Raw genomic sequence first — 20219 nt, forward strand, 5'->3', positions numbered from 1 at the left:
ATGTTTGCTTTTCACAGATTATTAGCTAAAATGGAATTAATCTTGAAAGCTGTGGAACAAGCCGCAGGACGGCTGGTAATCGACGCATGCAGACACCCGGCAAGGGTGAATACAATAGAAGGAAGGTGTTCGGAAGGCGTGGAACAGCAGGGGAATAATCCGGAGAAGAAAGAGAAGAAGGCACTCGCATTCAATGTTGTCAGCAACAAGGAACACAAGGGTTTTGGAGCGGGAACGATTAACCTCAACGATATGTCTTCGGTGATCATCGACGGAGATCAGGCTTACATCGATATCGGCGCCATGCATGCGAAGAGCAAGGTGGAGCGCGGCATCAAGTTCAGTCCGAACAAGGAGGATGTGCCGAACGGCCGGACATGCTGGATCGTATGGGTCGCGGTTGACCGCGGCGAGAACGGCCAGTATTATGCGGGGGCGACAGCCTGCGAGATGCTGATTGATACGGAGGCGCGCCGCGGGTGGAAGATTCTTGCGGATCACGTAAACAAGATGGACTATGCGCTCAAGCGCCGCTATATTCTGGAAGGGCTCAGCGATACCGAGCGCACAGCGCTGCGGAACCTGCTGATCTCACATAACGAGCAGTGGTGGGCTAACTCGCCGGATAATCTGAAGGAGCTGCTGGCGTAAGCGGGGATCAGGCAGAGCGGGTATATAGGTATTAAATAATGAAGGGAGTCCGCACCGGCGTAACAGCCGCTGCAGACTCCCTTATTGCTGTCTTATTGATCATCATCCTCAATAGTGATGCTGGTCAGACGCTTGTCACCGAGAACAGCGCTGCCCTGCACATTCTGGAGCTTGATCCGAAACAGCTCGTCCGGCTCATGCTGCGTATCATTCAGCACGGGGATTGTAATTGTCTTGCGGGTCTCGCCTTCTTGAAAGACCAAGGTGCCTGTCTTGGACGTGAAGTCCTTGCCGCTCTTCGCTGTCACGCTGCAGGTGCAGTAATCGACTGAAACCATGCCGCTGCTGCCGCCGGACCGCTCAACGGTTACCGTAATTGCGCCGATGCTTTCGCTGATGAAGTAGGCGTCACGGAGGAACTGGATCTTCTGTCCGGCGGGTATTTCGGGCTGCGGATCATCATCCAGTATGGTCACGGTAGCCGTACTCGGACTGCCAAGGACAGCATTGCCGCCGGTTGGAACGCTTAGCTGCATGTTGAACTGTTCCGCGTATTCCGGTACCGAATCATCTGTGATGGGTATAAGAATGGTCTTCTGATATTCGTAGGGACCGAATTGAAGCGTACCCGAAGTGGAAGTGAAGTCAGATCCAGCAGCAGCCGAGCCTCCGACAGTGGTATAGGAAACGGAGGCCGCCCCCTGATTTCCGGTGGAACGGATAACTGTAACGGTTACGTGCCCGCTGTTCTCGATTCCTTGATAGTCGATGTTATTGAATTGAAACACCGCCGGGCTGTTGGTGTCATTATCTTGTATTGTAATCGTTAATATCTTCGGGTCCTGTATAATAACAGAAGGATCATCCGATACCCAGGCAAGCTCAATGGTTTCCTCCCCCTCGACTTCCTCATCATCAATTATGTAGAGGCTGGGATATCGGTACTCACTGTCTTCGTAGTCATCATTAAGAGCACCCATGGTCAGCTTGTCGTTCCGGATTAGGAAATCCGTGCCTTCCTCGGCTGTTCCTCCGACAACTTCGATTCTGGCTTCGAATTGGGTCACACGCTTGTAAGCGGCAGACACTTCGATGAATTCACCCTCTGTCACGCTCTCGGCAGCCCGGCTGAAGGATAGAGAAGCTTCGGGATCGTAAACTCTTAAATTAGCAGACGGATTGGCCGGTATGGAAGAGCCGCCTGTCGGGTTCGATAACTGAATCGTTGCTGTCTTGTAGCCAGGCTCATAAACACCTGGCTGAACATTGTACACAGGTATTCTGAGTTCCTTCATATATTCACGCGGCCCAAAGGTAAGTGTTCCGGATGTGTGCTCGTAATCTACGCCAGCCTTGGCTGTTCCGTCAATAGTTGTATAATCAACGGTTACGCTCTTATCAGATGCCGAGCTGCGGCCAATCTCCACTAGAATGTAATCCCCGCCATAATTGAGATACTCGCCAATCCATCCATCATGCGTTGCCGTAAAGTAGAATCGGTCAGTACTGTTAGCGGTTACATCATTGGCTGCGGCAAACGAGGCGGCGGGCATGGCCAAGGCAAGCAGGCAGGCCAGTACCAACGCAGTCATGGGGCGTGCTTGTCTGCGTCTAATCATAAGCATTCCCTCCCTTTGTAATGATACATTATGTATCATACAATCATCATATAAGGAGAGGGGTTTATCAGTCAATCCTAGAATTGTAAATATTTTGTGGGGAGTTTGGCAAGTCAGACTTTGGCTCAAAATTCAAACAGCAAGCCCCCGGTCCGGGAGCCTGCTGTACCACCTGTACCTAGCTGCTGCAGGCAGACGGCGTTTCTTATCCGTTCCACCACCGCTTCAGATCTGACCACCAGGAATGATGCTTCTCCTTGGCCGGTACTTCTGCTGCGGACTCCTCGCTTCCAGCCTCATCCGTATGTTCGCCGCAGAGCTCGGTTGGTTCGGTTCCGGCGACGAACGTTTCCAGCCGTTTGTCCGGGCAGGATTCGCCAGCCAGCTTGCCGGTCGAAGGATCAACATAGACGGTGACAACCCCTTCCGGTACGGGGAACATCTTGGGCGGAACAGTCTCCAGCGCCTTCTCGGTGAAGGCGGCGAAGATGGGGGCCGCTCTGTGGGCCTCAGCCGTCGTGATGGTGCGTCCCTTGTCATAGCCAACCCAGACGGCGGTCACCAGCTCCGGTGTGTAGCCGACAAGCCAGGCATCGGAAGCCGTCGTTCCGGTCTTGCCGGCCACTGGCCGCTTAATGGCAGCGGAGACACGCGCAGCTGTGCCGCCAGGCTTGAAGACGCTCTCCATCAGGCTTGTCAGGACATAGGCATGTGCCGGCTCCATAACGGGAGTTTCTTCAGGGGCAGCATCATACAAGATGCGGCCGTTCTTATCTTCGATCCGAGTTATCGCAATAGGCTCGATATGCTTGCCGCTGTTCGCGAAGGCGCCGAATGCCGAGGCCATCTCGAACGGGCTGACCGGGAAAGTGCCCAGCGCAAGCGAAGGGACGGGGTCCATCGGACTGTCGATTCCAAGCCGCCGGGCAGTCTCGATCACCTTATCCGGCCCGACGGCCATAATGGTATGGACCGCATAGATATTATCTGAGCTGGCGAGCGCCCGGCGCATGTCGATATCTTCCCCGGCATATTTGTCGTTATGGTTGCTCGGCTCATATGTCTGTCTTCCTTCATCATAGGTGAACGCAGTCGGCTCGCTGCGGAACATATGGAGCGGCGTCATGCCACTCTCCAGCGCGGTCAAATAGACGAAGGGCTTGAAGGACGAGCCGGGCTGCCTGGTCTTGGCGAATACACGATTGTACTGATTGGTCTTGTAGTCGCGTCCGCCAACCATGGCCTTGATATAGCCGGTACGCGGATCAATCGCAATCAGAGCGGCCTGCTGCTCGGAATCGGCAGGGAAGCCTGCTGCAACGGCTTCTTCAGCGGCCTTCTGCGCATGAGGGTCTAGTGTCGTGTGAATCCGTATGCCGCCCTCATTGAGCAGGTGCTCGTCAATGCCGAGCTTGTCTACGGCTACAGTGCGGATATAATCGCGGAAATAAGGCGCGAACCCCTCCTGATTGCCGGCAGACAGCGGCTGGAAGGACAGCATTTCATTGTAAGCCTTATCAGCCTCCGCGCGTGTAATCATGCCCTCCTCCACCATCACATCCAGAATGGTCAGCTGCCGGTCCTTGGCACTCTTCATATTCATGTAAGGCGAATAATATTTTGGTCCTTTGGGAACCCCGGCCAGCATGGCGCTCTCGGCGAGCGTTAACTGTGAGGCAGGCTTGCCAAAATAAGTGACAGCTGCGGCCTCAATACCATAAGCACCGTGCCCGTAGTAGATCTGGTTCATATACATCGTCAGTATCTCGTCTTTGCTGTAGCTCATCTCTAGCTGGGCGGTGTAAGCCGCTTCCTTGAGTTTGCGTGACCATGTCCTCTCATGCGTCAGGTACAGGTTGCGGGCAAGCTGCTGGGTCAATGTGCTGGCGCCCTGCTTCTTGGACAGGTTCTGCACATTGATGAGCATGGCACGTGCCATCCCTTTGAAATCGAATCCGAGATGGTCATAGAACCGGCGGTCCTCGATGGCAAGGGTAGCCTGCACGGCATAGGGCGAGATCTCCTTCAGCTTGATCGAGCGCCGGTTCTCCCCGGCGTGGAAGGTATCGATTACATTCCCGTGGATGTCGAGCATCTGGGAGGTTTGGCTGACGGCGGCAGCGGGCAGCGATTGCGCACGCAGGTAGAGCAGCGAGCCGATCAGCAGCAGAAGCATGAGCACCGTCCCTGCAGCGCCCAGCTTCAGGACCAGTACGAGACGAGCGAGCAGGACGCGGCGCTTCTCCTTGCGAAGCGACCTTCTGCGCTGTTTGGCTTTGTGTGCTCCCTTAGTGCTGCTTGTGCTTGTCACGGCCCATCACTCCTTATCCGGGACTTCCTTTTTTCCTTAGTATGGAAAAGAGATGGGAGAGCTATTCACTTCAAGTTAGAGAATTCGCCTTGGAGAGCAGTCTATACCTAATTACCTGAATAGCTGAACAACCCTCACAGTTACATTGAGTAACAGAGCCTAGCGATTTAGTTAGCATTTTGTTACAATATGTATAATTTATGGAATGCATTGGGCTGTGCAGGACGTTGTGAAGGGGTTATGTGATGAAACGCAAGATAATGATCGTAATACTAGTCTGCCTGATAACGATTTCAGCGCTTGGATGCAGTAATGTGCAGGAACCAGAAGAGAAACTGGAACTAACAATTCTCTATAGCTCGCATTCCGATTTCAAGAGAGATTTTGGGGGACAGCTTGCGACGAAATTCAAGAATGTAAGCTTTAAGGTTGTTGAGTATTCATCTTACCTGGGTACCGGGATGTGGAACAATCTGAAGTATGTCCCTCAGTCAGGCGGAGATTGGGATACGGAGGCGTTATTGAGCTTAATCGAAAAAGAACAGCCGGACATTATTTATTTTCCCGCCTCAGTTTCCTCAACGTTACTTAAATCAAACCTCCTATTGGATAGTACTGAGTTTCTAGGATCAAGCCCGGAGCTGTCTGGAATTGACTCTTCCTATATAGAAGCTATGGAGACGATGGGAGACGGCAGAATCAATGTCCTTCCTGATTCCATTGCATCGCAAGCCATTTACTATAACAAAGCCATCTTCGACGGGTATGGATTTCAGGAACCTGAAGATTTTATGGATTGGGATCGTGTGCTTGAACTGTCTAACATGATTTCCGAAAGAGGAGCAGGAGAAGGAGTGGCAGGGCTGCTTACTCCTAATCACAGCATTGTGGATTTATTTCTTCAGATTGGGAAGGCACAAAGGCTCACCTGGTATAGTCCTGGCCAGGACAAGGTTTATTTTGCAGAGGATTCCTGGAAATCCATACTTGAATCCATCATTCAGAAATACAGGCTGGATAGCAGCCTGCCGGATGCAAGCCAACAGGCCTCCGAGGCATTTATCAATGGGAAAGCCGCCATGGTTCTGGATACCTTTCACTTGCGGGATAAGCTCATGAACCATAGGGATGTTCAGTGGGGGGTCATAACAGAACCGGTCGGCCAGCCGACTTCAGTCTTCAGCAGCACGCTTGCTTTCGAAAGCCTGAGCGGTATAAACAAGAACACGCCGAACATCGACCAAGCCCGCGAAGTATGGGCGTATTTGAACGGGCAGCAGGTTGCGAGGAATAAGCATAATGCAAATGTGCATAGGATCACACTGCCTGTTCGATCGAATCTCATCAAGGACAATGAGGCGAGAAACTTGAACGCATTTTATAAATTAAAGCCTATGGTCAACTCTAGTATGCAGCCTGATTCCTTATCCATATCAGCAGAGTCAGCCGTAAAATCCTATCTGGCAGATCAGATTCCACTTATCGCAAAAGAAGAATTGACGATTGATGAAGCGGTTGCTGTCTGGGAAACAGAGGTCCCCAAGATTCTAATGAACAATCAATAGCAGGAGGGTTTATGTTTAAAGTCGCTCAAATCATTACAGCCGCCACGTTAGTCTTGACCTTGCTTGGATGCGCCAACACTCCAGAAGTGGAGGACCGTGATTATTCAGGTCAAATCATACGTATTTATACACCAGACGTGGAGCAGTTTTTTTATCGCAATTACGGTAATTTCATTCTAGATCAGTTCCCGGGTTTGGAAATCGATCTCATCGTTGCCAATGATCAGCTAAAGGGCGAGGAACGAATGAAGGAAATACTAGATGCCTCTCCTGATCTGGTTGTGTCTTATTTACCTGATTTTGACGATATGGCAAGAGAATCGCACTTAACCGATCTCCGCACGCTGCTGGGTGAAGACGAGTTTGATCCGAGCTTATATGCAGATGATATGATTCGGCTTATGAGCCGAGAGGGTTCTCTATATGGTTTGTCCCCCCGTGTTAATGTATTTGGAATATTTTATAACAAGGACTTGCTTGATCGTAAAAGTGTCAGTTATCCAACTGCGGGCATGACTTGGCATGAATTTTTGCAGACCTTGGCTTACCTGGATGACGGTGAACTTGTTGCATTTGAGACAAATTCAAGTCCAAGCCACTTACTAATGGGTATCGCAAGCACAAACCAATGGACAATTATAGATTACAGGAACCAGGAAGTCGTCCTAAATAAGTCGGATTGGCTTGAAGCAATAGACAGAATAGTATCCTTATACCAATCAAAGGCGATAGTCTCACTCGGGGGTAACGCCGGGAAGCTCTTCCTGGAGGGCAAATCGCTGTTTACTGATGCGCCCCTCTCATTGGTTGATAAATTAAATGAAGCTCAAGAGCCTATTGAATGGGGTTTTATCCCAGAACCGGTAGGTGAAGAGAATCGATCGGAGAGCCGCAGCGTTTATGCCGACCGGGTATTCTCGATCCCTGTCCAATCTGAGAATAAAGAACTGTCAAGTGAGATCATTGAGGCGGTCATGAGCGAAGATGGCGCTATCTATATAGACGGTTCGCATACAGTCCCCAATGTCTCCACCTTGGAAACCCACAATAATGACTATCACGGAGCGAATCTGGAATTGTTTTGGCAGCAATCCATGTCTGTGCCCCAAAGCATATTATCGAAGACCACTTTTTCAGAGAAGTTTATTGAAGAGTTTTATGTTGGGCTTGAAGGGTACTTGCAAGCTGCAATCCGTAATGAAATAACACCGGAAGAGTGTTACACGAGCATTGAAGAACTGGTCCGAACAGCTTATGAAAAAGAGATTCAAGGCAGAAATTGACTCTATTCCTCATGATTCACTATAATACAGGGTGAAACAATGGACACAAGCGGCTGCAAGACGAAAGCACCTGCTTAGTTTAACAAGGAAGAGGGGATCGACCCATGACGGATATCTGGTTTACCGAGAAGCAGACCGAGACCTACGGGATTACGATGAAATTGAAAGAAACTTATGTGAGAGAACAAACGGAGTTTCAGGATCTTGCGATGGTGGAGACCGAGGAATGGGGCACGATGCTGCTGCTGGACGGTATGGTCATGACAACGGACAAGGATGAGTTTGTTTACCACGAGATGGTGGCCCATCCGGTACTGTTCACCCACCCGAATCCGGAGCATGTGCTTGTCGTAGGCGGCGGTGACGGCGGCGTGATCCGTGAAATTATGAAGCATCCGAAAGTGAAGAAGGCCGTTCTGGTCGATATTGACGGCAAGGTTATCGAGTACTCGAAGAAATACCTGCCGCAGATTGCCTCCGAGCTGGACAACCCGCGCGTTGAGGTTATCGTGAACGACGGCTTCATGCATATTCATGACCATAAGAATGCGTATGACGTCATCATGGTCGATTCCACGGAGCCTGTAGGTCCTGCTGCGAACCTGTTCACACGCGGATTCTATCAAGGCATCTACGAATCCCTGAAGGAAGATGGCATCTTCGTTGCCCAGACGGACAACCCGTGGTTCAAGGCCGATCTGATTCAGAGCGTTAACCGCGATGTGAAGGAAGTGTTCCCGATTGTCCGCACATACGGTGCCAACGTGCCGACTTACCCAAGCGGACTGTGGACCTTCACGCTCGGCAGCAAGAAGTACGATCCGCTGGAAGTGGATGAAGCTTCGATTCCTGAGATTGATACGAAGTACTATTCCCCGCGCCTTCATAAGGCGGCCTTTGCGCTGCCGAAGTTCGTGGAAGATCTGATCAAATAAATCATTCGCCGGGACAGCCGCCTAGTGCGGCTTTTCCGCAGAATGTGAATGTCGAGCTTGGCCGTCCAAGGGCGGACAGGCTCTTTTTGCGGGCTGCGCTATAGATAAGTTGACCATATGGAAGGTGGAGACGAACAATGAGACTGGATCAGCGTTATTCCGGTAATGTATTTATTTTGAGCTCTGATGACTACGAGGCGTCCAAAGCGGTTATCTACGGCATGCCGATGGACTACACGGTATCCTTCCGTCCAGGCTCCCGCTTCGGCCCTGCACGGGTACGCGAGGTTTCGATCGGACTCGAGGAGTACAGCCCTTATCTGGACAAGAGCCTGGAGGATATCACCTACTTTGATTCGGGCGATCTGCTGCTGCCATTCGGCAACGCGGCGCGCAGCCTGGACATCATTGGGGAATATGTAAGAGGCGTGCTGAATGACGGCAAGATGCCGGTTGGTCTTGGCGGCGAGCATCTGGTATCCTGGCCGGTCATCCGGGAGGTATATGCCAAGTACCCGGATCTAGCTATAATCCACTTCGATGCGCATGCTGATCTGCGGGAGAGCTATGAGGGCGAGCCGCTGTCCCATTCGACACCACTGCGCAAAGCAGCTGAGCTGATGGGCGGTAAGAACATTTACCAATTCGGCATCCGTTCCGGCTCCCGTGAGGAGTGGGCATACGCACGCGAGAACATTAACTTCCATCCGTTCGAGGTGCTGGAGCCGCTGAAGAAGGTGCTGCCGGAGCTGGCGGGCCGTCCGGTATATTTGACGATTGATATTGACGTGCTGGACCCGTCGTGTGCGCCGGGAACAGGTACAACCGAGGCTGGCGGCATTACATCGAAGGAGCTGCTGGAGGCTGTTCATGCCATCGCCCGTTCCGAAGTGAATGTGGTTGGCTGTGACCTTGTTGAAGTGGCACCGGTCTATGACAACTCCGAAATGACACAGATCGTGGCTTCGAAGGTCATCCGCGAAATGCTGCTTGGCTTTATTAAGTAACTTGGCACGACTCGGATAAACAGACAAAAATATAAGGCTGGATCAGGGAAACCTGACCAGCCTTTTTTTTGCATGGAAAGGACATCTGGTCCGGCCATTATTAGAAAATTTTATGGAAAATAAGCCGCTGGACGTGTTTACCAATTTGGGGAGTGGTGTAAGAAAGGATGTCATTTGATAATTATTCTAAAGGGAGTGTGATCGTATTGTTCACTCATGTCAAGAAGCTTCAGTACACAGCCAAGCCTGACCGTCCGGATCCCGTGTTCGCGAAACGTCTTCAGGAGATTGTGGGCGGACAGTTTGGTGAAATGACGGTTGCGTTCCAATACCTATTCCAAGGCTGGAACTGCCGGGCGGACCAGAAGTACCGTGATATGCTGCTCGATATCGGTACAGAGGAGATCGGTCACGTTGAGATTCTGGCAACGATGATTGCCCAGCTTCTTGACGATGCGCCTGTTACAGCACAGGAGGAGGCAGCGAAGGATCCAATCATCGCAGCGGCGATGGGCGGCATGAATCCGCAGCATGCAATTGTAGCAGGTCTTGGCGCAGCGCCAACCAACAGTGTAGGCGTCCCATGGAATGCCGGCTATATGGTGGCTAGCGGCAACCTGCTGGCAGACTTCCGTCACAACCTGGCGGCGGAATCGATGGGCCGTCTTCAGGTTGCGCGTCTGTATGAGATGACCGACGACCGCGGCGTTCGGGACATGCTGTCATTCCTGCTGGCCCGTGATACGATGCACCAGAATCAGTGGGCAGCAGCGGCAGCAGAGCTTGAGGAGCGGGAAGGGTTTGTCGTTCCGGCCACCTTCGATCCATCCCAGGAAGCCCGGGAATACTCCCATAAATTTATCAACTTCTCCGAAGGAGAGGAAAGCCGTGAAGGCAGCTGGGCACAGGGCCCGACGCCGGACAAGCGCGGCACCTTCGAATATATGGCGGCACCGGTTGCAGAAGGACAGGAGCCAATCCTGAAGCCTGCACCGCTGTATACGCACAACACACTCCCCAAAAAATAAAGCTTTACCGTTCATACGGGCAAGCCTCCCGCAGCATGGAGAATGATTTCCGTGCAGCGGGAGGCTTTTTGGTGCCGACTGGTCAAAGCCTGACCAATTAATGTAATTTATTTACCATTTCAGGTTTCAGAATCAGGCAGACAGGGGTAATGAAAATTACATAATGATACGGAATATAGAACAGGAGGAATCCCGGGATGAAGCTGAGAAATTATTTATCAAGCCTCGTAGTAGCGATTTCCTCACTGCCTTCGGAAGAAGCAGGTCGGGGACTTCACCGCGTACCTAGAACTGGCGAAATGGACAAGGATGGCCGGATGCCGGTATTGGCCAGCTCCCAACATAGATAAGGATGCACAACGGAGCAGTTATTTTGCGGACAGTGGCGAGCCCTCTGGGGGAGGCATTGTCCGTTTTCGTTTTGCCGCTCAAGGGTGAAGCTGGCTGCTCCGGCTTGATTTTCGAGGAGATTGTTGACTATAATAGATAGCAAATACGCCGCTGCCCGCAGGCAGCGGCCCATGGAACGATGAGAACGACAATGATCGGGAGAGTACTCTTCACGTAAGCCGGGTGCAGCGAGCCGGGATGGTGCAAGCCGGAGCGGCAGTGAGGAGGAAGCGGACCCGTGAGTCGGCTTTCCGAACGCTTGTAAGGGCTTGTAGGACAGTCCGGGACCGGTCCGTTATCCGGCTTTGAGCGGAATGCTGGCTGCTTGCAGCCGGCGTTTCAGAAGAGTGGCACCACGGATAAGCCTCCGTCTCTTTACGAGACGGGGGTTTTATTTTCATCAAGTACAGAGTCTACAGGAGGGGAATGCGATGCTGATTCAGGGAGCAGCCGAATATCTGGCGCCTTATGTACCGCTTGACTTGGAGGAGATAGCAGCGCGGCTGAAACGGCCTGATAAGCCGGAGCAGGGAGAGGCGGTGTTCCCGTGCTATGAGCTGGCACAGCGGCTTGGACAGTCACCAGAGCAGACGGCGTCAGACCTTGCCATGCAGATGAGACAGTTATCGGGTGAGGTAAGAGCCGAGGCAATGGGACCCAACCTGCATCTCCATCTCAACCCGCATGTCTGGTCTATACGGATTCTTGAGAGGGCCTTGCAGCCGGAATTTGGCTCCAGCCGCCGCGGCGAGGGAACCCGGGTGGTGATCGATCTGTCTTCGCCCAATATCGCCAAGCCTTTCGGTGTCGGCCATCTGCGCTCGACCCTGATCGGCGGTGCGCTTGCCCAGCTGTACCGTTTCAGCGGTTATGAGGTCATTACGGTCAATCATCTGGGTGACTGGGGGACTCACTTTGGCAAGCTGATTGCGGCTTTCAAGCGCTGGGGCGTCATGGAGCAGCTGCAGCGCGACCCGGTACGGGAGAGCCTCCGGCTGTATGTGAATTTCCATGAGGCCGTGGATGAGGAGCCGGAGCTGGCAGAGGAAGCCAGGGAATGGTATCGCAAGCTGGAGAAGGGGGATGCCGAGGCGGAATCGCTCCGTACCTACTTCGTGGAGGCCAGCCTTCATGAGTTCGACCGGGTATACGAGCGGCTCGGCGTCACCTTCGACCATGTCATGGGGGAGAGCTTCTACCAGGACCGGATTGCTGATGTTGTCAACCGGCTGAAGAGCAAAGGGCTGCTGGAAGAGATGGGCGGACGGACGGTTGTCCGGCTTGACCACCTGGAGCTGCCGCCCTGCCCGATCCTGAAGGCGGACGGCACAACCGAGTATTCGCTTCGTGACATTGCCGCCGCGCTGTACCGCAAGGAGGAGCTGAAGGCAGATCGCCTGCTCTATGTGGTGGGTATCGAGCAGTCCACCCATTTCCGCCAGGTATTTGCGGTACTGTCTGAGCTGGACCCTGAGCTTGCGGCGAGGTGTGAGCACGTGGCCTTCGGCCAAATGAAGTTTCAGGGCAGGCAGACATCGATCCGCAAGGGACAGGTGATCTTCCTGAGCGATGTTCTGGACGAAGCGGTCGCCAAGGCAGAGGGCGTTGTGGCAGGCAGCAATCCGGATTCACCTGTACATAAGCAGTCGGCCGAAGCGCTCGGTATTGGCTCCATAGTCTTCAGTGACTTGAAGCGGGAGCGTACGGAGGAGATTGAGTTCTCCCTGGATGACGTGCTTCGCATTGACGGGGAGACCGGTCTGCATATGCAGTTTACCTATGCCAAGGCGATGGGACTGCTGGAGACGGGAACGCGGACGCGAAGTCAGTCCGAGCTCGCCGCACAGCCCGACCCTTCTGCCTTGTCAGGCCGGCTGGCCTGGGAATGCCTGAAGCGGCTGAACGGGTTCCCGGATGCGGTTCAAGCGGCCCTGCAGGCAAACGAGCCGTCGCAGCTGGCAGCCTACCTGCTGAGATTGGCCAGACAGTTCAACCGCTTCTACCAGCATGAACAAATTATCGGCACCGACCCGGAGCAGACGCAGGCCCGTCTGCTGCTGACGGCGGGAGTGGCTTCCGTCCTTAAGCAGGGTCTTGAGCTGCTGGGCATCCGGGCGGTTGCAAAGCTGTAAGAACCGCTGGGACCGTTAGTGGACAGTGGCCGCATACGGCTGATTTACAATAAGGACAGGTGAACATGACATGCATACAGGCGGTGCGGTTCCCGTCCGGATTGTGCTGGAGAGCAGCCAGGAAGGGGCAGCTCCTTCCATGACCCGGCACACCGGACTGCTGTACAACAAACCGAAATCCATCTTTATACGTTACGACGAGCAGGAGCAGCAGGGCGGTGAGAGCGCAGCCGTGGGAACGACGATCCGGTGGGATGGCCAGGAGCTGAAGCTGATCCGGCGGGGAGCGGTGGAGAGCGAGCAGTCCTTTGTCGCCGGCAGGCGGACAGGCGGGATATACCGCTCAGCCTTGGCTGAGTTCCGGCTGGAGACCGAGACCACTTACCTGACCGTGGTTACGCCCCAGGAAGCTCTGCTGCCCATTGCCATGGAGTGGCATTACCAGCTCTGGTTGAGCGGGGAGCACGCCGGACAATTTCAAATCAGGCTTACCTTACAGGAGGAGTAGAGGCAATGAGTGTCAACATATTGGAGCAATTCCATCAACAACTAAAGGAGACCATCGCAGATGCGGTGGTAGCGGCGGGACTGGCCCAGCGCGAAGAGCTCCCGGTATTCGTCATTGAGGTGCCGAAGGACAAGAGCCATGGCGATCTTGCAACAAATGCGGCGATGCAGCTGACGAAGTTGGCCAAGCGTAATCCGCGCCAGATTGCCGAAGCGATTATTGAGCATCTCGACAAATCGTCGGCCTCTATTGAATCGGCAGAGATCGCCGGACCCGGCTTCATTAACTTCCGGCTCGACAAGAGCTATCTCTACCCGGTCATTGGAGAAGTGCAGGCTGCAGGCGAGAATTATGGACGTGTACAGGTTGGCGGCGGTCAGCGTGTGCAGGTTGAGTTCGTCAGCGCGAATCCGACAGGCAGCCTTCATCTGGGTCATGCCAGGGGTGCGGCAGTTGGGGATGCGCTGTGCAACGTCCTGGACTTTGCCGGCTATAAGGTGACGAGAGAATACTATATTAATGATGCAGGCAACCAGGTTGCCAACCTGGCCAAATCCATAGAAGCCCGTTACAAGCAGCAGCTTGGCCAGGAAGCGGAGATGCCGGAGGACGGCTACTTCGGAGAAGATATCATCGGCTTCGCGAAGGCGCTTGTCGAAGCGGAGGGCGACAGGCTGCTGTCAATGCCAGAGGAGGAGCGCTTTACCTTCTTCCGCTCCTATGGTCTGGAGCGTGAGCTGGATAAGATCAAGCGCGACCTCAGTAAATTCCGGGTGGCCTTCGATGAATGGTTCAGCGAAACCTCCCTCTATGAGAACGGGAAGGTGGAGCAGGCGCTTGAGGCGCTGCGCGGCCGGGGCATGGTCTATGAGGAAGAGGGCGCAACCTGGCTGTCCACCATGCAGTATGGGGACGACAAGAACCGGGTGCTGGTGAAGAATGACGGCTCGTATACTTATTTAACACCTGACATTGCCTATCATATGGATAAATACGGCCGGGGCTTTGACCGGATGATTAATATTTGGGGCGCAGACCATCACGGCTATATCCCTCGTGTCAAGGCGGCTATGGCGGCGCTCGGTAATGATCCCGAGAAGCTGACGGTCCTGATTGCGCAGATGGTCAGCCTCTTCCAGAATGGCGAGAAGGTCAAGATGTCCAAGCGGACAGGCAAGGCCGTGACGATGGAAGATCTGATGGAGGAGGTAGGCGTTGACGCGATCCGCTACTTCTTCACCATGCGCAGCATGGACTCCCATCTCGACTTTGATATGGATCTGGCGATTTCGACATCCAATGAGAACCCTGTGTTCTATGTCCAGTATGCCCATGCGCGGATCTGCAGCATCTTCAGGCAGGCGGAGGAGCAGAGTCTGGCCGTGGATCACAGCAAGGCAAATTTGTCGAAGCTTGCCACAGAAGCCGAATTCGATCTGATCCGCAAGCTGGGTGAACTGCCGCAGGAGATTGAGGATGCGGCAGCCCAGTATGCGCCTCACCGTCTGATCCGCTATCTGTATGAGCTGGCTGCCCAGTTCCACAGCTACTACAAGGCTGAGCGGGTTATCACAGAGGATACAGAGCAGACAGCTGCAAGACTGGCTCTGCTTGATGCCGTGAGAACGGTACTGGCCAACGTACTGCGCCTAGTCGGGGTATCCGCTCCGGAACGTATGTAAACGAATAACCGGCCTGCAGAAAAAAGCTGCATGCCGCAGCTATTTATCTGCGGCATGCAGCATTCGGACCACATCAAGCTCCCCTGCCCGGGGGGCTTTTGTGCTTCTTGCATTCTTTGAGCCCCTGATCGGCTGGGTGGCGCGTTTGAGGATAGCTTTGATCTCGGCAGGAGACAGACCCGGATGCTTAGCCAGCAGCAGAGCAATCGCGCCGGCAACATGGGAAGTCGCCATAGAAGTTCCGCTCATCTCATTGTACCGGCCATTCAGCCAGGAAGAGATGATCTTGTCCCCGGGCGCATAGATGTCGATCTTGGCGCCCCGGTTGCTGAATGGTGCGATCCGGCGGTTTCTCGTCGTAGCGCCCACGGCGACTGTCTGGGGAAACCGGGCGGGGTAATCGACAGACTGTCGTTTCCCGTCGTTACCGGAGGATGCGACGATGATGACGCCTGCGTTATAGGCATTGGTTACGGCTGTCAGAAGAGCCTGGCTCCTGGTCTTCATGCCGAAGCTCATATTGATCAAATCCATCCGGTTTCGGACACACCAGTCTATCCCCAGGATAATATCCGATACATAAGCGCTTCCGTTGTAGTCAAATGCCTTGACTGGGTGGACAATGGCCCGCGGGGCTACGCCAATCATACCGTGAAGCCGGTTGGCTGCGGCAATCGTGCCGGCGATATGGGTACCGTGACCGTTGTCATCATGCGGCAGCATACTGCGTGTAATCAGGTTGATTCCCCTGGCCAGCGAATGCTGGAGATCGGGATGGTTAAAATCGACACCCGTATCAATTACCCCGATCTTAACCCGGTGTCCGGTCGTGGTCCGCCAGGCGGCTGGCGCTTTAATCTGCTGGATTCCCCATGGGATGCCGCGGTCTTGAGCCGGCTTGCGTACGGAGGCATGCACGGTAATACGTGGGTCGGCCTCCAGCGCGAACAAGTTCGATAATCTGGCAGGGAGTTCACTGGCAGGCATAGGGCATGATAGAGCATGAATGATCCGCATCTCGCGGATTTTCTTCAGCTTTGGGTGGCGCGGGACCTCCTTAGACCATTCCCGCAAGAAACGTTTATAGTCGTACCGATTCTGAAAACGAAGAATGCTGCGCTGTTTTTTGTCGTTCGGGCCATGAACGGCCGCTTCGTGAAGCCAGCGGATCAGGTTGTGGATGTCCAAGTGTAGCGTCCCTCCCGGTGGAACATGCTGAACTATACTATGAAGGCCGGGACGATGCTGCATGAGTAGTCGCCTTTTTTACATGAAATAGGCAGCTTGCCGTGTCAATTTGTTATTGTCAACATAGGATGAAGAGGAGTCCAATGATTATTGGGCTTTCGGGCGATCTTAACGTTGGTCCGTCGGGACAGGATACAGTCAGGGAGCGGGAGCGGGGCTGCCGCTCTCATCCCATGTCTGTGAGCGGACAAGCTGGCTGGAATCAGGGACAGAAGAGAAGCTTGCTTTTTTACCGGAAATAGGGTTTACTATAGGTTGATAATGGATAGAAATATGTAAGCCGCAGAAGATTTTGCGTGAGAGGATGTGTCCTATGGCCAGCGAGATCAACTTGAAACTTGATCCCGAACGGGTGCAGGAAATGCCGATGGTCGACCTTGCTTTCGAGGTGCTGAAGTCGATCAATACCCCGTTGTATTACCGGGATTTAATGATGGAAATCGCCAAAATTCGCGGCTTGTCCGCCGAACAAATCAACGATGTGATCGCTCAAGTATATACGGAGATTAATATTGACGGCCGCTTCGCTTGCGTGGGCAGCAATATGTGGGGACTTAAGCGCTGGTATCCAGTGGAGCGTTCCGAGGATCCAGTCAGCAATGCCAAGCGTCCTCGTATCATTAACGATGATGACGATGATGAAGAAGAGCTGTATGCGGATGAAGAGGAAGAAACCTATACAGCGGATGAAGAGGACTTCGACCTCTTTGATGAAGATCGGGAAGATATGTTCTCCGAATCCGAGGATGAGAATGAAGTGGACGAGGAAGTTGAGATCGAGGAAGAGGATATCGACGAAGACACGCTGGAGGAAGAAGACAGCGAAGATTCGGAAGATTCCGATGAAGAAGATCCCGATGACGACAACGACCGGTAAGGTCCTTCAAGCAGCCGCAGGCGGCACTCTATTCGGATGGACGGGAGACGCCTGCCCTGGCTGTTACTAATCTGTCTTCCTTCTCTTGACAGCGGACAAGCGACAGAGTAAACTATTGCATGGGCTTAAGATTTGCTCAACAAATAGAAGCGATTAGATAAAGTGCCCCGTGGCTACGGGTGTCACTTTTTTTATTTTTACATGCTTGTTGCAAGGGCTTTTGGCTCCTTTCTTTTTAATCCAATGGTATGACTAATGTGAGCGTCTGCCGTTATAGTTAATGCGCTTACTGCGAGCGGGTTTTGCGACAGCCCGCTTTTCATTATGCGTCCTGTTTTACCAAATCCATCATCATGAAGCGAATATCGTCAATTCTGACGGCGATAGCCGATTCTGCTTGTGGGTTATCCTATATACTAACCATGGAGCCTGGAGGGTATCATCACGTGACAAAATACATTTTCGTAACCGGCGGCGTAGTTTCATCACTGGGGAAAGGCATCACCGCTGCCTCGCTCGGCAGACTGCTCAAAAATCGGGGACTGAAGGTAACGATTCAGAAGTTCGATCCCTACATTAACGTGGATCCGGGAACAATGAGTCCTTATCAGCACGGTGAAGTGTTCGTTACCGACGACGGAGCGGAGACGGATCTTGATCTGGGGCATTATGAGCGTTTCATCGATATCAATCTGTCCAAAAACAGCAACGTGACAACGGGCAAGATCTACTCCACCGTTATTACGAAGGAGAGACGCGGCGAATACCTTGGCGGTACGGTACAGGTTATCCCGCATATTACGAATGAAATCAAGGAACGGGTTTTTCGCGCGGGCAAGGAGGCTGGTTCGGATGTCGTCATTACCGAAATCGGCGGCACGGTGGGTGATATTGAAAGTCTGCCTTTCCTTGAAGCGATTCGTCAGATCAAGAGTGATATCGGCCGCGATAATGTGATGTATGTTCATGTTACGCTGATCCCTTACATTAAAGCCGCAGGCGAAGTGAAGACGAAGCCGACGCAGCACAGCGTCAAGGAGCTCCGGAGCATCGGTATTCAGCCGAATGTCATTGTATGCCGTACGGAATATCCGCTTGCCGAGGATATGAAGCGCAAGATTGCACAGTTCTGCGACGTGGATGCGGATGCTGTAGTGGAATGCCGCGATGCATCCAACCTGTATGAAGTACCGCTTAATCTGCGTGAGCAGGGGCTTGATGATATTGTGGTCAACCACCTTAAACTTACAACGACTCCACCGGATATGACGGAGTGGGAAAGCCTTGTTAAACGGGTGAAATCGCTTAAGAAGACGACAGAGATTGCCATTGTAGGCAAATATGTTGCGCTCCATGATGCGTACTTAAGTATCGTTGAATCGCTTGGACATGCCGGTATTGATGCCGACTCGGAGGTCCAGATCCGCTGGGTTAACGCGGAAGAGGTAACGTCCGATAATGTGGCAGACAAGCTCCAGGGCGTCAACGGGATTCTTGTGCCGGGCGGCTTTGGCGACCGGGGAATCGAAGGCAAGATTAACGCAATCCGCTATGCTCGCGAGCAGAAGGTGCCATTCTTCGGTATCTGCCTGGGTATGCAGGTTGCCGTTATCGAATATGCCCGCAGCATTGCCGGACTCGCTGACGCGAACAGCTCGGAGATTGATCCTTCCACGCCGTACCCGGTTATTGACCTGCTTCCGGAACAGAAGGATATTGAAGATCTCGGTGGCACAATGCGTCTTGGCCTGTACCCTTGCAAGATCGTACCAGGCTCCAAAGCAGCTGCCGCTTATGGGGATGGACTGGTGTATGAGCGCCATCGGCACCGGTATGAATTCAACAATGAATACCGTGAACAGATTGAACAGTACGGCATGCGCATTACGGGCACATCGCCGGATGGCCGCCTTGTCGAAATGGTGGAGCTGGAAGATCATCCATGGTTCCTTGCGGTGCAGTATCATCCGGAGTTCACATCGCGCCCTAACCGTCCGCAGCCGCTGTTCCGTGACTTTGTCCGCGCATCACTGGCATATGCAGAGAAATAAGATAAAGGTGTTAAGAAAAGGACTTTTTTTCCAAAGTTGCAGGATTATAAATGCCAATCGCGAATATGTACCCATCAGGATATGAGTTGTCCAAACGGCTTTTGGGCTGTGCTCAGTGTGGGAGGTTTTTTCGTTGGATAATAATAAAGTATTAATCGTTGACGATCAGAACGGGATTCGGATTCTGCTTATGGAAGTGTTCAGCAGTGAAGGGTATACAACCTTTCAAGCTTCCAACGGGAAGCTGGCTCTGGAGATCGTACGCAGCGAATCACCGGACCTTGTCCTGCTGGACATGAAGATACCGGGTATGGACGGGCTGGAAATCCTGAAGCATGTCAAGGCAATTAACCGCGATATCAAGGTCATTATGATGACGGCCTATGGTGAGCTTGACATGATTAAGGAGGCGACCGAGCTGGGTGCCTTGATGCACTTCACGAAGCCATTTGATATCGACGAAATGAGAATGGCCGTGAATATGCAGCTTCGTGGCGGCGAGTCGAACAATCGTTATGCAATCGGGTCCTGATAAGGGCCCGTTTTTTTTCTTGTTCTGGGGTTGTCCCCAAGCACCTTTTCGTCCATAAGAAAGGTCATTACCACATCCCGTCCCAGTGTGGTATAATATCTCAGGATGACAAGGCGGAGCGGGCTTGAATAGCCGAGATTCTTAGCGGCATGCACGTATGCAAACCGCGAGGTGCTGAACGGGCAGTGACGGTGTTTGCGATTCTTGTGAATACCTGGGATCTGCCCGGAATGCGATAAACGAAGTGGCTGAGGAGCAAAATCCGCCTATTCGGCGCAGCAACCAGGCTTAATACCGGAGCAATGTGCTTAAACCGCCCGCTTCGGAAGATCAGGCAGTGTGCACGTGATTGCAAGCACACTGCCTGATCGTCGAAGCCCGGCGTTTTTTGCTTTTTTCC

16 protein-coding genes are annotated in these 20219 nt (G+C 53.0%); 13 read left to right on the forward strand and 3 right to left on the reverse strand.

Annotated features, from left to right (window positions below):
• Positions 1-138 precede the first annotated feature (138 nt).
• Entirely contained in the window at positions 139-651 is a 513-nt protein-coding gene (locus DNH61_RS08080; RefSeq protein WP_245948033.1) for a YwhD family protein, read from the forward strand.
• A gap of 92 nt (positions 652-743) precedes the next feature.
• Here DNH61_RS08080 and DNH61_RS08085 read toward each other — a convergent pair whose 3' ends face one another.
• Both DNH61_RS08085 and DNH61_RS08090 read right to left on the reverse strand, forming a co-directional pair.
• Complete coding sequence (locus DNH61_RS08085; protein WP_181438623.1) at positions 744-2270, reverse strand: Calx-beta domain-containing protein; 1527 nt, start codon at positions 2268-2270, stop codon at positions 744-746.
• Between the two features lie 205 nt (positions 2271-2475).
• Entirely contained in the window at positions 2476-4581 is a 2106-nt protein-coding gene (locus DNH61_RS08090; RefSeq protein WP_245948023.1) for a transglycosylase domain-containing protein, read from the reverse strand.
• 245 nt (positions 4582-4826) lie between these two features.
• Between DNH61_RS08090 and DNH61_RS08095 the strand changes: the two genes are divergently transcribed.
• The 9 genes from DNH61_RS08095 to argS (DNH61_RS08130) all read left to right on the forward strand — a co-directional run bounded on the left by DNH61_RS08095 (position 4827) and on the right by argS (DNH61_RS08130) (position 15111).
• Positions 4827-6146, forward strand: coding sequence for an ABC transporter substrate-binding protein (locus DNH61_RS08095; RefSeq protein ID WP_111146150.1), 1320 nt, complete (start codon positions 4827-4829; stop codon positions 6144-6146).
• Positions 6147-6157: 11 nt separating this feature from the next.
• Entirely contained in the window at positions 6158-7429 is a 1272-nt protein-coding gene (locus DNH61_RS08100; RefSeq protein WP_111146151.1) for an ABC transporter substrate-binding protein, read from the forward strand.
• Between the two features lie 104 nt (positions 7430-7533).
• Positions 7534-8364, forward strand: a complete 831-nt coding sequence (gene speE, locus DNH61_RS08105) for a polyamine aminopropyltransferase (RefSeq protein ID WP_111146152.1) — start codon at positions 7534-7536, stop codon at positions 8362-8364.
• A gap of 137 nt (positions 8365-8501) precedes the next feature.
• Entirely contained in the window at positions 8502-9371 is an 870-nt protein-coding gene (gene speB / locus DNH61_RS08110; RefSeq protein WP_111146153.1) for an agmatinase, read from the forward strand.
• Positions 9372-9577: 206 nt separating this feature from the next.
• On the forward strand, positions 9578-10399 hold the full coding sequence (locus DNH61_RS08115; protein ID WP_111146181.1) for a manganese catalase: 822 nt from the start codon (positions 9578-9580) through the stop codon (positions 10397-10399).
• Positions 10400-10596: 197 nt separating this feature from the next.
• Positions 10597-10749, forward strand: a complete 153-nt coding sequence (locus DNH61_RS26280) for a hypothetical protein (RefSeq protein WP_181438624.1) — start codon at positions 10597-10599, stop codon at positions 10747-10749.
• Positions 10750-11220: 471 nt separating this feature from the next.
• Positions 11221-12921 (forward strand): arginine--tRNA ligase, encoded by a 1701-nt coding sequence (argS, locus tag DNH61_RS08120; protein WP_111146154.1) that lies wholly within the window; start codon positions 11221-11223, stop codon positions 12919-12921.
• Between the two features lie 70 nt (positions 12922-12991).
• The gene (locus tag DNH61_RS08125; RefSeq protein WP_111146155.1) at positions 12992-13429 is read left to right on the forward strand and encodes a YwiB family protein; all 438 of its coding nucleotides are present in this window, start codon (positions 12992-12994) and stop codon (positions 13427-13429) included.
• A 5-nt stretch (positions 13430-13434) separates the two neighbouring features.
• A complete protein-coding gene (gene argS / locus DNH61_RS08130) occupies positions 13435-15111 on the forward strand; it encodes an arginine--tRNA ligase (RefSeq protein ID WP_111146156.1) in 1677 nt (558 codons plus the stop codon).
• A gap of 39 nt (positions 15112-15150) precedes the next feature.
• Here the strand turns inward: argS (DNH61_RS08130) and DNH61_RS08135 are convergent, their stop codons facing one another.
• On the reverse strand, positions 15151-16299 hold the full coding sequence (locus tag DNH61_RS08135; protein ID WP_245948026.1) for a S8 family peptidase: 1149 nt from the start codon (positions 16297-16299) through the stop codon (positions 15151-15153).
• A gap of 373 nt (positions 16300-16672) precedes the next feature.
• On the opposite strand from DNH61_RS08135, the gene rpoE reads away from it, so the two are divergent.
• From rpoE to DNH61_RS08150, 3 genes are all read left to right on the forward strand, one after another.
• Positions 16673-17236 (forward strand): DNA-directed RNA polymerase subunit delta, encoded by a 564-nt coding sequence (rpoE, locus tag DNH61_RS08140; RefSeq protein WP_111146158.1) that lies wholly within the window; start codon positions 16673-16675, stop codon positions 17234-17236.
• A 446-nt stretch (positions 17237-17682) separates the two neighbouring features.
• Positions 17683-19287, forward strand: a complete 1605-nt coding sequence (locus DNH61_RS08145) for a CTP synthase (protein WP_111146159.1) — start codon at positions 17683-17685, stop codon at positions 19285-19287.
• 133 nt (positions 19288-19420) lie between these two features.
• Positions 19421-19819: a response regulator gene (locus DNH61_RS08150; protein WP_111146160.1), complete on the forward strand. Its 399-nt coding sequence runs from the start codon at positions 19421-19423 to the stop codon at positions 19817-19819.
• Positions 19820-20219: the final 400 nt, after the last annotated feature.

The organism is Paenibacillus sambharensis (assembly GCF_003233845.1).
GTDB lineage: Bacteria > Bacillota > Bacilli > Paenibacillales > Paenibacillaceae > Paenibacillus_I > Paenibacillus_I sambharensis.

What these genes read in the sequence shown, in the direction of transcription:
- DNH61_RS08085 (WP_181438623.1), bottom strand. Translation starts at nt 2,270, where the DNA reads ATGATTAGACGCAGACAAGCACGCCCCATGACTGCGTTGGTACTGGCC.
- DNH61_RS08095 (WP_111146150.1), top strand. Translation starts at nt 4,827, where the DNA reads ATGAAACGCAAGATAATGATCGTAATACTAGTCTGCCTGATAACGATT.
- DNH61_RS08100 (WP_111146151.1), top strand. Translation starts at nt 6,158, where the DNA reads ATGTTTAAAGTCGCTCAAATCATTACAGCCGCCACGTTAGTCTTGACC.
- speE (WP_111146152.1), top strand. Translation starts at nt 7,534, where the DNA reads ATGACGGATATCTGGTTTACCGAGAAGCAGACCGAGACCTACGGGATT.
- speB (WP_111146153.1), top strand. Translation starts at nt 8,502, where the DNA reads ATGAGACTGGATCAGCGTTATTCCGGTAATGTATTTATTTTGAGCTCT.
- DNH61_RS26280 (WP_181438624.1), top strand. Translation starts at nt 10,597, where the DNA reads ATGAAGCTGAGAAATTATTTATCAAGCCTCGTAGTAGCGATTTCCTCA.
- argS (WP_111146154.1), top strand. Translation starts at nt 11,221, where the DNA reads ATGCTGATTCAGGGAGCAGCCGAATATCTGGCGCCTTATGTACCGCTT.
- DNH61_RS08125 (WP_111146155.1), top strand. Translation starts at nt 12,992, where the DNA reads ATGCATACAGGCGGTGCGGTTCCCGTCCGGATTGTGCTGGAGAGCAGC.
- argS (WP_111146156.1), top strand. Translation starts at nt 13,435, where the DNA reads ATGAGTGTCAACATATTGGAGCAATTCCATCAACAACTAAAGGAGACC.
- rpoE (WP_111146158.1), top strand. Translation starts at nt 16,673, where the DNA reads ATGGCCAGCGAGATCAACTTGAAACTTGATCCCGAACGGGTGCAGGAA.